This is a genomic window from Shewanella algae (genome assembly GCF_009183365.2).
GTDB classification, from domain to species: Bacteria; Pseudomonadota; Gammaproteobacteria; order Enterobacterales; family Shewanellaceae; genus Shewanella; species Shewanella algae.
This window is the reverse complement of the sequence record NZ_CP068230.1, coordinates 1354881-1368990: the sequence shown is the minus strand read 5'-3', so window position 1 is coordinate 1368990 and position 14110 is coordinate 1354881. Positions and strand designations below refer to the sequence as shown.

The following is a 14110-nucleotide window of genomic DNA, read 5'->3' as shown; positions in this document are numbered from 1 at the left end:
TTGCTATCCTCTCTTGAGTTTAATCATCCTGACGAGTGTCTGATCTTTATCGATAAAATGATGTTTCAGCGCCGCCAAGGCATGCAGCACCATCAGGGCTATCAAGCTATAGGCGGCGTATTTATGTATCGCCCCGGCGATATCGGCCTGATTGTTAAACAGCTCACCGACACCCGGCAGCTCAAACCAGTCAAATACCGCGATACCCCGGCCATCAGCGGTGGAGATCAATATGCCGCTCAACATAATCAGCAGCAGCAACAGGTAGAGTCCCCAATGCGTCAAACGGGCCGCCTTCTGCAGTAAAGGCTTGTCCGGTATCGCCTGTGGCGACGGGCTCAGCAGTTTCCACAACAATCTGACCAGGGTAAGCGCCAACAACAAAATGCCGATACTCTTGTGCAGATGCGGCCCCTTCTGATACCAGGCACTGTAATAGGTCAAATCAACCATCCAGTAGCCGAGCCCAAACAGGCCTATCACGGCAATGGCCGATAACCAGTGGCTCAAAATGCTGACAAGGCCGTAGCCCTGACGAGTGTTGGCAAGCATTTTCTATCCTTAAGCTATGTCTTAAGCACATCATATGGAGGCTAAATGAAAACTAAAATCATTAAATATTGGCCATTTCTTTCGAAATTTTAGAAAGTAGGACAAAAGGTGGGCTTAAAGAGCCACAGTGATGCGGGTAACACGGCAGATTGCGGCGAAGATAGTTTGATGCAATAAGCGGCCTGCTGGCTTTTCAAGCGATATTAGTTTGATTTCAGCTCAAAAAGACCAATTCTGAGCATTAACTGAGCGAACACAGGATTTATGCCGAAAAAGCACTTGCAGGAAAAAATTCAGAACTATATTATACGCGCACTCCGAACGACACGGGCCTCAACTCCCGGTTCGAAGTAGATGACTGACACTCAGTTCAGTTGCCCGAATAGCTCAGTTGGTAGAGCAGCGGATTGAAAATCCGCGTGTCCCTGGTTCGATTCCGGGTTCGGGCACCACAATTTAGCCGGCATAGCTCAGTTGGTAGAGCAACTGACTTGTAATCAGTAGGTCCCGAGTTCGACTCTTGGTGCCGGCACCATGAAACAGCAAAAACGCCACTCACTGAGTGGCGTGTTTGTTTATATCATTCCCGCAGACTTCAGCCATGGTTTGACCCGATTTCTTCGGCAGACCGTCCTTTCCCTCTCCCTTTACGCTAACTCGTGGCTTAACCTAAAGCTGCTTTGCTTAAGCATAAAAAGCCAGAATATAAAAAATACCTCAAGCTGTAACCGGGTTAACCCCAATCCCCATTTCGCGAACTCGATATTGATGGTGGTCAAAGCCTTTCAACTGCGATGAATAAGCCATTCGGGTTTGAGGCAGCCGTCATTGACTTCTTTATGACACAAGAGCTGTTTTGGGTTCGTGACAGAGACATCAGCTATGACGAGATCCCCGAGCCAAAAGGCTCGGGAAATTGAAGCAAACGGCTATTACCGCCCATGAGCAGTTAAGTCACCAAGGAGGGCTAAACTCTCGCTGTTACCAACTGCGCATCTTATGGCCTTTCAGCGCATAGAAGAGGATAAACAGATAACAGGGCAAGCCTATCCAGTAACCCAACTGCACATTGTCACTGAAGTGGGCAATCTTGCCGAATATCAGCGGCAGTATGGCGCCACCTGAAATACCCATGATCAGCAGCGCCGAGCCCTGGGCCGTGTACTTGCCCAGCCCTTCCAGCGCCAGCGGCCACACAGAGGGCCAAACCAGAGCGTGAGCCAAGCCCATCATGGCGACGAAGGTGACTGTATCCGGAATAGTTGGAATACCGCTCCACCCCCACAGCAGCGACGAGATAGCATGGCTCTCGGCCGATGAGAAGATGATGCCAAAGATGCAAGCAATACCCGCCAAGGCCGAGGCGAGCAAAGCCTTTTCCTGGCTGATAAAACGTGGAATACAGCTAACCCCCAAGAGGTAGCCGATAACCATAAACACCATGGTGTAGGAGGTCAGGGATGCGAAATTGTTGACGTCGAGGCTGGCACCATAGAGACCTATGGTATCGCCGGCAATCACTTCAACCCCCACATAGGCAAAGATGGCTATGGCACCTAGGATCACCTGAGGGAAATGCACTATACCGCTCTTGTCGGCGTGCTCTCCCTCTTCTCCCTCGAAGGCGATTTCAGGCAAAGCAGAAAACTTCACCAGTGCGATCAGTACCACAAGCGCCAGCGTCATATAGATATAGGGCATCACCAGACGTGAAGACAGTTCGCTTATTTGGGCTTCTCGCTCGGCCGGGGCCATGGCAGCCAGATGCCCGGCGGTGAACCCTTCCAGATCAGCCAGTACCAAAGCGGTAAAAAGAATAGGCACTATCACACCGGCGCCCTTGTTAATCAGCCCCATGATGGAGATCCGCATGGCGGCGCTCTCCTTCGGACCAATATGCACCACATAGGGGTTGGATGCCGTCTGCAAAATGGTCAGGCCGGTTCCCAGTACAAAAAGCGCCAGCAGAAACATTAAAAAGTTGGCGCTGAAGGCGGCTGGAATAAACAGCACAGAGCCGACTGCCATGATCCCCAGCCCCACCGCCATGCCATTGCGATAGCCGGTGCGACGCAGGATCGACGACATGGGCAGCGCCATCACGGTATAGGCGATGTAGAAGGCAAAGGTGACAAACAGTGCTTGAAACTCATTGAGCTCACAGATGATTTGAAGAAAAGGGATCAATGAACCATTCAACCAGGTCACAAATCCAAAGATAAAAAACAGCGCACCTACGATAGTCATAGGCAGAAAACTGCTTCTTGAGGCTGCGTCAGCCGGGGTAGCAACTGTCATGTTCATAAACCTGCTTCTTATAGTAATTTATTGTTTGGCAACCAAATTTATCGGCGCCCCATCCATCTTGAGTGGTGTTTAACGCTTGAAACCTTGATGCCGCGGCAGCTTTATACACGGCTTTGTTTCAATAAAGTTACGTCATAATAACAAAAAAGACAACGCTGTTATTAATTTTAAACCAGGCAGATGTCGCTTGTTCGCCTCTTCCCTAAGCCTCAAACCCGAATAAACAACTGCCTGCGATACATCCACCAGAGCAGCAACCATTGCACCCCGAGCATGGCCAATACCCCAAGCAGTGGCTGCCAGTTCTCGGGGGCGCTATTGATAAAACCGCCAAACAGACTTTCGCTGCTATAGCGCCACTGAACCAGACTGGAAGCGAGATAGATGATGATGGCGTTGCAACCAATCACCACAAAGGGGAAACCCAACCAACGCAGCCCAAGCACATCGATAACGGCGTAGAACAGCGCCAGCAGCAGCAGGCTCCAGCCGCTGCTCACCAGCACAAAACTGCTGGTCCAGAGATCTTTATTAACCGGGATCAGAGGATTAAGCAGCCAGCCAAGCCCCAAACAAACAAGCCCGGCCAGACACAGCAAACCCACCCTGCCCCAGGCTGAAAAACTTTGCTGCGGCAAAAATCGGCCCACAAACACACCGGCCAAAGCATTGACCACTGCCGGAAGGGTCGATAACAGGCCTTCCGGATCATAAGGCTTATGTTGGTAGCTGATCCCGGGCAGGAAATGACTGTCTACCCAGGCGTTGATGGAACCGGCGGCGCTAAAGTCCCCGGCACTGCCGCCCGGGACCGGCAGCCACAGCTGCACCATGGCGTATCCCAGCAAGATAGCGACTGCAACATAGATCTGGGTTCTGAGCCCTGTGTGCCACACCAGCATGGCGGCAAAAAACCAGGCGAAGGCGATACGCCCCAAGACGCTGGCATAGCGTATCTCATCCAGGGCCGCCGGCATGCCCGTCCCCCAGCCGTGATTGTAGAGCACACCAAAAAACAGCAGTAAAGCCAAACGCTTAACTGCGTGCTTATATTTTGGAAGTCGCTCGGCAAACGCCAACTTGTCCAGACGCTTGGGAGACAAACCCAAGGCAACGCCGGAGAGGAAGATAAACAGCGGGAAGATAAGATCGTAGAAGGTAAAACCATGCCAACTGCTGTGGTGCATCTGGCCATCGAACCAACGCCAGCCACTCCAAGTAGTCAGCAGCAAGAGGGCGGCAAACAGCGCTTCACCGCCGAGGATCCAGAACATGTCAAAGCCCCGTAGCGCATCGAGCGACATCAGCCTGGGCTTGTTGGCGGTCTCAGTTGCCGCCGCTATCTTTTCAGTCATAGGGCTTCCCTGTTGTTATTATCTTTATCCGGGTAAAAGCTGCACTGCTTATGTGAAGACAGTTAATGTGTTCTTGGCGCAACGGCTTATTTCAGCACACTCTTTCTTCGGCGGCGTAAACCAATTGACCGCCGATATAGGTGCTTTGCACCTTGAGTTCATTATCGAGCACCAGAAAATCGGCACGTTTGCCCGCAGCCAAGTGGCCCAGTTGCTCAAGCCCAAGAAATGCCGCCGGATACTCGCTCGCCATCCGCATGGATTCTTCAACACTGAGCCCCAGCAGAGAGACAGCGTTTCGCACCGCGGTATTCATATCCAGCACACATCCGGCCAACTCTCCTGTGATGGCGTTGAGTCTGTCGCCCTGGCGTAGCACCTGCTGACCAAAGAGCTCAAAACTGGCATCTTGATCCAACCCCACGGGTGGCATGGCGTCCGTCACCAAGAGCATCTTGCCTTTGGCCTTGGCGCGGATGGCCACCTTGGCTGCAGCCGGATGCACATGGTGACCATCGACGATAAGGCCACACCAACTGGCCTCGTCCTCTATGGCGGCGCCCACCATACCCGGTGCTCTGGAGCCCAAGGGCGACATGGCGTTGTAGAGGTGAGTAAAACCGCTGGCACCGGCCGCCAGGGCCGAACGCACGGTATCATAGTCGGCATTGGAGTGACCAAGACAAACACGGACACCGGCCTCGACCAAGGCACTGATAACCTCAGGCGCCACATTTTCCGGCGCCAGGGTAACCAAGCGAACCCCCAAGTCCTGACGGCTGAACAATGCCAGCTCGGCATCGGAAATTCGGCGGATATACTGCTGTGGATGCACGCCTTTCTTCGGCACAGACAAGTGCGGCCCCTCAAAATGTATCCCCAACACCCCTGTGCTTTGCCTGGCTATCGCCTCGGCCACCGCATCGGCCGCGCGGTTCATCACTTCGATTCTGTCGCTGATCAGGGTTGGCAAAAAGCCTGTGGTGCCGAACCTGGCGTGGGCCCGGCCTATGGTTGCGATACACTCGAGTGTAGGCTCGCCGTTAAACAGCGCGCCGCCACCGCCATTGACCTGCACATCAATAAACCCGGGTACGACCAGGCCTTGCAGGCGGATAGCATCTGAAGCGGCCGCAGAGCCCAAGGCCTGCAGATGGCCGTTCTCCACGGCAAAGCTCAGATTGTGATGATATTGCCTGCCATCGAACAAGCGCTCGGCGATAAAGGTTTGCGTCATTCTCTGCTCTCCACTGCGTTGTCCCGTTTAGGCACGCCGGCCACTTTAATCAAAGGGTTTGGGTGACTTTCTTAAGCCCGGCCGGTTGATCCGGATCTATGCCTCTGGCTATGGCCACAGCGGCCACATCGATATAAAAACGCTGCAGCAATGCCAGAGGCGCGACTCTGGGATGAACCTCATTGGCGGTTTGCTTGAGGTGAACCAACTCAGCGCCGCGGCGCCCGACTTCGGCTATCTGCTCAAGATGGCTGGCATAGGATTCATCGGCCACACAGACATCGACTATTTTGAGGTGGTTCTCCACCAGGGTCACAGGGCCGTGGAGAAATTCGGCGCTGGAGAAGGCCTCGGCATGGATAGAACAGACCTCCTTGAGTTTGAGCGCTATCTCTTTACTGATGGCATAACCCAGTCCTCGTCCCAGCACTACCAGATTGTTGCTGTGTTGCAAAGATTCGGCAGTCAGTTGAGGTTCTGCATCCACAGCCGCCTGCAGCGCCTGGGGCAATTCATCTATGGCGCGGGCCAGCTCAGGGCTCTGGGTCCAGGCAGCGGCCAGTTGCAGCAGCGCCGACAGGGTAGCCAAATAGCTCTTGGTGGCGGCCACCGCCTGCTCCTCTCCGGCGCGAAGCGGCAATACAAGATCGACTATGTCCTTAATGGGGGCGGTTTCATCATTGACCAGCGCCACGCAAAAGGCACCGGCTTCGCGGGCCATCTTGGCCTGGGCCAGAATATCCGGGCTGCGTCCCGACTGAGAGATAACTATCACCAGGCCACCGGCCAACTGCAAGCGCTTGCCATAGACACTGGCCACCGAAGGCGCGGCGGCAAAGGTAGGCACACCGGCCTCTATTTCAAACAGATACTTGGCAAATACCCCGGCGTGATCAGAAGAACCGCGCCCCACAATCATCACAAACTTGGGAGCAAACTCGCGCAGCCGCTGCCCCAGTTCTCGGGCTAACTGGTCATTGGCCTGCAACTGGTTGGCAATCTTCTCGGGAGCACTGCGAGCCTCGCGCTCCATTATGGTATGGGTCATGGTTTCACCTTTGCTAAGTCGTATGCGCCGGCATCGGCCGGACGGGCTGAAAATTGCGAGTCTTGATGTTGGTGCATGGCAAAGTGCACGGCACCGATTTCCGGGGGCGCCAACACGGGGGCGATTCGTTCGACCACATCGTCGGCCAGCCAAGGCCTGAGCGGCTCGGCCAGGCCACCTATCATGGCAAATCGCGGCGGATTGAGTTCAAACAGGCGCCGTGCCAACTGGCTGATATAGTCGGCACCTTCGCTGACAATAGCGGTAGCGGTATCATCGCCCTCGGCCGCACAGGACAGCACTATTCTCGCCAGGGCGGCATAACAACTGGAGGAGCGACCGGCGAGGTTTTCCACTATCCCCAGGGCATCGGTCACCCCGAAATGGGCCAGCAATTTGGCGCCAAGGGCTGTTTGCGGCGCAAAACCATCGAGCGACAACAACACCTGCTCCGCGGCTTTCAAGCCCATCCAGGCACCGCTGCCCTTATCGCCCAGAGCAAAACCATGACCACCGAGAGACAATTGCCGTTCACCCACATGGGCATAACCACAGGAGCCTGTACCTGTGATGATCACGGCACCATCTTCCCCCTGGTGGGCGCCAATGCAGGCGGTATGCAGATCTGTGGTCAGATACATGGCGGCAAAGGGATGCCGCCAATCGAGGATCTCCTGATAAAGCCTGGGAATATTGACACCTGCAAGCCCGAGACCGGCCACCATATTGGCGCAATCGGCTTGCCGCAGACCGGCATCGGCCAGGGCCAAACCTGTAGCACTGATGATGGAATCGAAAGTTTGGCTCAGACCGTGCAAAGGATTGGCCCGACCGGCAACTCCGGTTCCCAGCACACCCTTTTGCCGGCAGTAGACGGTTGCCCGGCACTTACTGCCGCCGCCGTCTATCCCTATATACACTTGTGCATCCGGTGTCGGGTTTTCCCCCATGGCAGACCTCTTTCTGTTTCTTTTATGGTCACGGCGCAATCTGGCGCGGCGGAACACTGACAAATCGCTGCAGTAAGGCGCCTTTCAGGATTAACCCGGTGACATTCCACTGAGCGGACTCAAGTTAAAGCTATCGTTAACCACGTGGTTAAACTAATGTTACATTACAAATGACAGCGTTGTCATTTATTTTTAATCAGCAGAGATAAATCGACTCACGGCTGGAACTCAGGTTTAATTAATATATTGAAAATTAACCAATAAATACTCAGCAAGCCACTATCTTTGAGCGACTCAGACTTCCTTAACCACTCTTAAACGCCACTCAAGTATTAAAACCAGGCATTAAAATAAGTCAGGCAGCGTGGACTGGCTTTATCTGTTAACGCCAGCCCACATCAGTACCTGCTTAAAGACTAATTCAGTGGCTGAACCCGGCTATAGCGGCGGCCATCGGGCGAGACACTGCGAAGCTCAAGCGGCGCTGCAATTGCCACAGGGCCGCGATACTCCTGCCATTCAGCTCCTGGTCGGCGATATTGGATCTTGAGCCCGGGAAAGATGATATTGGCCTCAAGCTTGCCATCCTTGATTCTGCCGCCCGGCAGCGGCAAACGGTAATGCACTCCGGCCTTATCCAGCTTGGCCAGCTCCTTATGCCCCAGGATGTTGGCCAGTCGATGCCAATCCTCTGCCTGCGCCTTTCGCTGCTCGGCAACGAAGTAACCGGAATCCTGGCTGTAACTTGCCCCCTGATGCCGGTAAGCCAGTTCCCAGTCCGGCTTATGCCAGGCCTTTTCCGCCAAAACCAAGAGGCGAGGGAAAATCATATAGGCTGCGGTCGTGTCGCTGCGAATCGTCTCGCTCCAGAGTTGCCCCTGCAGGCCAATAAAGCCCCTGCCCGGCGCCATTGGGCCGCTGAGACGCTTTCCTTGTGGGCTGAGTTGCTCTGTGTCATCGGCAATAAAAGGCCTGGCCTCAATATCGCCCCACTGCTCGGCATTGGCCGGCAGGTTATCCGGCATAAAGCTGTGCAACTTGCGACTGTTGCTGCTGCGGCTGGCCCAGTAATAGCCGGGCTCTTTCGGATCGGCCGCCGGCGGCATATCGAAATAGAGTACTTCCGGGTTGGACAGCACAGTATCCCAGCCGAGATTGGCCTGGGCATGCGCCCGTTTGAAGCCGCCGTGGGCGACTATGTCCCAGATATTACTTTGCACCGGGCTCGGCATATTGGCCGGGTTGACGTGACTCATGCCATCGCTCCAACCGGCCGCCTCTATGCCGCGCTCGGCCAGCATCTGCGATACCCGCTCAATAAAGTAGGCGCCGAGGGCAGATTTGTCGGCCACCCGCTGCGAATTGGCCGCAATAAAGCGTTCACAGGCCGGCGAGTCGAGCCAGGCACCGGCGGTCTCATCGGCACCTATGTGGTAGCGCTTAAGCGGTACTCCGGCGGCCTGATGCAGCTTGGCAATTTCATCTATCACCTTGGCGACAAAGGTGTAACTGGACTCCATACAGACATTGAGCGTGTTGTCGTTGTAATACTGAATAGAGCTGTAAACAGTGGCATCCTCGGGATCCGCCAGCAGGTATTGGCTGGCGGCCTGACTGTCGCCCTGAGCCAATAGCTTGCGGCTGCGTGCCTGCATCGATTTGATGGCGGCGCGGGAGTGCCCCGGCATATCCATCGACGGGATCACCTGGATCTGTCTTGCGGCGGCAAACTTGAGAATGTCTATATAGTCCTGGGTCGTGTAGTACCCGTTGACCTGAGTCTCAGGATTGGGGCCACTGCCCAGTTGCGGCAGCAAACAGCGGTTTTCATCGAGATCGTGGCAGCGTTTGCTGCCAATCTCGGTCAGCTCCGGCAGACCGGGGATCTGCAGGCGCCAGCCTTCATCGTCGGCCATGTGCAGATGCAATACGTTGAGCTTATAGGCCGCCATCTGCTCCAGCAGGCTCAACACAAACGCCTTGGAATGGAAGTTGCGGCCAACATCCAGATGCATGCCGCGAAACGGGTATCTGGGGCCATCTTGAATGCGCAGCTGTGGCAGTGCTATTGATTGGGTCTCATCGGCAGGCAACTGCAGCAAGGCGGCAAGACTCGCCAAGCCATAGGAATAACCCGCGGCGTCTGCGGCGGCCAGGTTAATTCCGCCGGCCTCAATCTCGAGTCGATAGTGCTCGCTTTGCCCTCCCTCAAGTGGCAGTAAGTTAAGCGCCAATCCTTGTTCGCTCTGGCTGACACCCAACCTTTGTAGGCGCAAGAGCGCCGCCTCAAGTGATTGCAGCTCGACTCCGTTAGCTATGTGGCTCGGGTTAAGCTTAATCCCGGCATTGAGGGTGACAGGGGTTTGTTCAAGCCAAGTCACTGAATCCGGCTTAGGAATAAGGCTTGCCACCGCAAGGCCGGCATCATCGGGAGTATCGGCATTTTGGCCGAAGACGACACTGGCGGTATCCCAGGGCAGCCTATCCTGTGAGCTGCGGCGATATTGTTTCTCGGCATCCGTGTAAGGCTGCACATAGGGAAGCAACTCAAGCCCGGTATCCGGGTCTTGCTTAACTTCAGTGCTGGCGATGACCTCCGGCTTGAGCCCCTCAACTACCATGTAATAGTTGGGCATGGCATCAATTTCCGACAGCTGCCACAGCTCACCGCGAAAATTGATGATTTCGCTGACACCCTTTTTGAAACCGCCGAAAGCGGCTGTTGGCGTCAGACGATGCAGATCGCCCTGAATATGCTCTATATGAAACTCAGGCGAGGCAACCGAGAGTACCGGACGCATCTGGCTAAAATAGATGGCCCAGTCAGAAGCGCTGAGATCTTCGCTCGGAGTCAGGCGGATTTGCGCCTGGAAACAGCGGCCTTCGGCACGGCTCGGGTCGCAGTTGTCATCCGGCACATTGGACAGCACGGCATATTTCAACTGCAAACTCTGGGCAAAGCTATGCAGCTTATTCTGAGTCAGATCTTCGTTCGAGGCTTTTGACGAAGAACCGGCTTGGCTCTGCCCTGGTTCAGTCCCGGTTGCCGGCGGCTTGTCAGAACAAGCCGTCAGCCCCAAGCTCAAGGCAATGGCTAACGCCGCGATAGTTAACTTCATTCCGTTACTCTCCTGTCCTTATTATTGTTTTCACCATGATGCCATATTCCCTATCGACTCAAGCAGTGGCTGTCACCTTAACAAGCTATGTTGAGTGACAACCGGGATAAAAAAATGGCCAGGTACTGAAATCAGCACCCAGCCCACTCTAGTTTCCGGGGAGAGACTACAGTATTGAAAACACAGTTGCGCAGCCGCCCGACAGATACTCAACTGTGGAAGGCATGTAAAGGAGACCTCATCCTCGACATGCAGACCTTACAAGACAACATGGCCATAGACACAATAGTCACACAAGCAATGACAACGCTGTCATTTATAAACATACACAAGTACAAACCTTATTTCTACATTTTTTTGACAATTTTTATTTTCCCAAGCCCTCTTGAAAACAGCGCTTGCGAACATATTTTTAACAATGACATCCAGTTTGACCACTGTTAACATCCGCAGCATGCTTGGGGTCACAAGCCAATAAGTCTCAAGCTGAACTTTTTACTGGTTTGCGGTACTAATACAACCGAAGAAGCGGTTCTGGCGCCGATATTTCAGTGACGATTTATTTTCCGGTGCGTCAGTTGATTGGCTGACGGAACCTCAAATAACAACAAGGATAAAAAGACAATGACAGCACAATACGTCCCGCTCAACAACGGCGCACATAAGGCTCTGAAAGTCACTCCAGGCATAGATTTCAGCGAATTTGAGAAGCACCATATGTTGCCCTTGCTGGTGCAGGAATTTTTGCCTGCCGCCACCAGCTTCCCGATCATTTTCGCCAAGAACAGCCAAAGTGGAGAATTCCAGCCGGTTGCCATCACCTCTCTGAAACCTGAGAGCAACTGCTTTATCAAGGACAACACCTGGACCCGACGTTACCTGCCAATGCAGTGCCGGATGCAACCTTTTGCCGCCGGTGACTCCAGCCAGGAAAATGTACTTATCGGTATCGATGTCAACAGCAAGCATGTCAGCGAAGACAAGGGCGAAGCCCTGTTTACCGAAACCGGTGAGCAGACCGAGTTCCTGAAAAACCGCATCGAATTTATCGGCAACCTGATTGAGTACCGTGAAATCACCAAGCAGTTCGTCAAGACCCTGACCAGCCATGAATTACTGCAACCCAAGACTCTGACAGTAACCAACAAACAGGGTGAAAAGAGCAATATAGATGGCCTCTATATCGTCGATGAGCAAAAGCTCAACGCCCTGAGCGATGAGGTTAAACTGGAATTTGCCAAGCGCGGCGTCTACTCACCGGTTTATGCTCACCTGTGCTCGCTGAACCAAATCGACTTGCTGCTGGATTAATCCCAGTACAGAGATCAGAAGGCTGCCTTAGCAGCCTTTTTATTGGCTCACTGTCTTACCTGTGCAAGGGGCCGCACTAGAGTACAATTCTTCCAAAACAGAGTCATTTGAAGCTACAGATATACACATATATTTGGTTCATCGCAGATTAGCGTGGACTGGAAATGAAAACGGTTGGAGAGTTATTGTTTAGTCGCCAAACAAAAACAATGACCAACCCCAACCGTTCTCAATGTCGAATATTACCTTCCCCATTGCGCTCTGGGAAGGCTTTGAAGCCGTCCATACCGAGCAAAATCAACAAACCCTCATCATCCACCTAAAGCCGATTGATAACGGCCACTGTGCTTGCGGCAAACCGGCTAAGGCTGTTCACGACGCTTCACTTCGCAGCGTATCGGAACGGACTATACTGGCGTTCCAGGTTCAGTTACGGCTACCCGTCCGCCGTATTCTTTGCCCTGATTGCGGTATCGTTCGGGAGCATATCAGCTGGTTAAAGCCCTATGCTCGCCAGAACACACTGCTCATTGAGCATGTCGAGGCGCTACTCAAGCTCTTGCCGATTAAACATATTTCGCAACTCCTTGGCCTGCACTGGCATACCATCAAGACTATCGACAAACGTCGGCTGGCAAGGGAGGTCACAGAGCCTGATTGGAGTCGTGTCAAACGCCTGGTCATGGACGAGTTTGCCCTGTTCAAAGGCCATCGTTACGCCACCGTGGTGGCCGATGCGGATACTCATCAAGTCCTTTGGATAGGTGAAGGCCGCAGTAGAGAAGCTATCCGGCCGTTTTTCGTTAAGTTGGGTCAGTACTGCCAACAGATTGAAGCCGTTGCTATGGATATGAATACTGCCTTTGACCTGGAGGTACAGATGCACTGTCCCCAAGCCAAAGTGGTCTACGACTTGTTTCATGTTGTTGCCAAGTATGGCCGTGAAGTCATCGACCGAGTCAGGGTTGACCAGGCTAATCAACTCAAGCATGACAAACCGGCCCGCAAACGGGTGAAACGGGGGCGCTGGGTCTTACTCAAAAACAGAGATAATTTGACAGACAAACAGGCGGGGTATCTCAACGAGCTGTTGGAGTCGAACAAAAGCTTAATGACGGTTTACCTGCTCAGGGAGCAACTCAAGGAGATGTGGTACTGCACAGATGAAGCCGAAGCCACGGCTCAATGGAACCTCTGGTGGCAACAAGTCAGAGAGAGCGGTATCAGGCCACTACTCCAATTTGGCCAGCGTCTTAAAAACTATCTTCATGGCATAGTTGCTTCAGCGGTTCATCCGTTGCACACCTGCCGACTAGAGGGGATGAACAACAAAATCAAACTGCTGAAGCGAATGGGCTATGGCTACCGGGATACCGAATACTTCTTTCTGAAAGTCAGAGAGGCGTTCCCCGGAGATCCGCGATGAACCATATATTTCTGGCACAGGTGGAACTGTGACAGTCGAAAACAGGGACGTATTCACGCCGTGTCACAGGATCGCCTGTGCGAGAGCACACCGCAGGTGATGGGCTACATCATGGTAGGAAGTCCGGCAAGCGCTAATGGGCGATTTTAAGTTGAAAGCCAAGCCGCTGTGCCAGCGGCCTAACGTCGTGGAGTTTCACCCCACACCCGAGGAAAGGGGGCTGTATCGACTCGCCCCCTTTCCAACCCCCCAGCGACCCGCGACGCAGCGGAAAACCCCTTGTGCTTATGATGCCAATTCGCTATCGCGCCAGACGCTCATCCCTGATTCGACTGGCGCTGCTTCGGCATCCATGCCTCGCTACGCGATTGTCATCAACGCCCTGCGGCCGCTTCGAGCGGGAATCGGTGCATTCTGTGAGAATGGAGTAGCTTGAAATATCTGGAGAGTTTACAGACATACGCCTATTTTCCAGGCACAGGCGGAGCTGTGACCGTCGAAAACAGGGACGTTTTCGTCGAGGCTACAGGGACGTATTCACGCCGTGTCACAGTATCGCCTGTGCATAAGCCTGCGGCAGGCAATGAGAAACATCCATCGCCGGAGACCCAACCAATGCTATTTGGCTATTTTGAGCTGAAAGCTATGCTAGCCGCTGTACCAGCGGCCTAACATCGTGGAGCTGGTGCAATTCTGCAAGAATTACGTTACTTGAAGTTTCTGAAATGTCAGCAAACATACACTTAATTCCCTGGCACTGGCGAAACTGTGACTTGCCGAGGAAGATTTTTATAAAGATACAGGG

General features: G+C 53.6%; 10 protein-coding genes and 2 tRNA genes. 5 read left to right on the top strand and 7 right to left on the bottom strand.

What is annotated here, in order from left to right:
* Positions 1-3: 3 nt before the first annotated feature.
* The gene (locus tag E1N14_RS06130; protein WP_025009481.1) at positions 4-552 is read right to left on the bottom strand and encodes a cytochrome b; all 549 of its coding nucleotides are present in this window, start codon (positions 550-552) and stop codon (positions 4-6) included.
* 376 nt (positions 553-928) lie between these two features.
* Between E1N14_RS06130 and E1N14_RS06125 the strand changes: the two genes are divergently transcribed.
* The 3 genes from E1N14_RS06125 (at position 929) to E1N14_RS22145 (ending at position 1472) form a co-directional block, all read left to right on the top strand.
* A tRNA-Phe gene (locus E1N14_RS06125) sits at positions 929-1004 on the top strand.
* Between the two features lie 7 nt (positions 1005-1011).
* Positions 1012-1087: transfer RNA gene (locus E1N14_RS06120), tRNA-Thr, on the top strand.
* 259 nt (positions 1088-1346) lie between these two features.
* Positions 1347-1472 (top strand): hypothetical protein, encoded by a 126-nt coding sequence (locus tag E1N14_RS22145; RefSeq protein ID WP_255265334.1) that lies wholly within the window; start codon positions 1347-1349, stop codon positions 1470-1472.
* Between the two features lie 61 nt (positions 1473-1533).
* Here E1N14_RS22145 and E1N14_RS06115 read toward each other — a convergent pair whose 3' ends face one another.
* The 6 genes from E1N14_RS06115 to E1N14_RS06090 form a co-directional block, all read right to left on the bottom strand.
* Positions 1534-2850, bottom strand: a complete 1317-nt coding sequence (locus E1N14_RS06115) for a sugar MFS transporter (protein ID WP_025009482.1) — start codon at positions 2848-2850, stop codon at positions 1534-1536.
* A 218-nt stretch (positions 2851-3068) separates the two neighbouring features.
* Positions 3069-4214 carry a transmembrane glucosamine N-acetyltransferase NagX gene (gene nagX, locus E1N14_RS06110; protein ID WP_062793987.1) on the bottom strand — a complete coding sequence of 382 codons (1146 nt, stop codon included), beginning with the start codon at positions 4212-4214 and terminating at the stop codon, positions 3069-3071.
* A gap of 91 nt (positions 4215-4305) precedes the next feature.
* On the bottom strand, positions 4306-5451 hold the full coding sequence (gene nagA / locus E1N14_RS06105) for an N-acetylglucosamine-6-phosphate deacetylase (protein ID WP_025009483.1): 1146 nt from the start codon (positions 5449-5451) through the stop codon (positions 4306-4308).
* Between the two features lie 49 nt (positions 5452-5500).
* Positions 5501-6499, bottom strand: coding sequence for a glucosamine-6-phosphate deaminase NagB-II (gene nagB-II, locus E1N14_RS06100; protein WP_025009484.1), 999 nt, complete (start codon positions 6497-6499; stop codon positions 5501-5503).
* Positions 6496-7449 carry an N-acetylglucosamine kinase gene (gene nagK, locus E1N14_RS06095; RefSeq protein ID WP_062793988.1) on the bottom strand — a complete coding sequence of 318 codons (954 nt, stop codon included), beginning with the start codon at positions 7447-7449 and terminating at the stop codon, positions 6496-6498. Before nagK ends, nagB-II begins: the two co-directional genes overlap by 4 nt.
* A 416-nt stretch (positions 7450-7865) precedes the next feature.
* Positions 7866-10568 carry a family 20 glycosylhydrolase gene (locus E1N14_RS06090; protein ID WP_062793989.1) on the bottom strand — a complete coding sequence of 901 codons (2703 nt, stop codon included), beginning with the start codon at positions 10566-10568 and terminating at the stop codon, positions 7866-7868.
* A gap of 624 nt (positions 10569-11192) precedes the next feature.
* Here E1N14_RS06090 and E1N14_RS06085 point away from each other — a divergent pair.
* Positions 11193-11879, top strand: coding sequence for a SapC family protein (locus E1N14_RS06085; protein ID WP_025009486.1), 687 nt, complete (start codon positions 11193-11195; stop codon positions 11877-11879).
* 232 nt (positions 11880-12111) lie between these two features.
* On the top strand, positions 12112-13305 hold the full coding sequence (locus tag E1N14_RS06080; RefSeq protein ID WP_208155363.1) for an ISL3 family transposase: 1194 nt from the start codon (positions 12112-12114) through the stop codon (positions 13303-13305).
* Positions 13306-14110 lie beyond the last annotated feature (805 nt).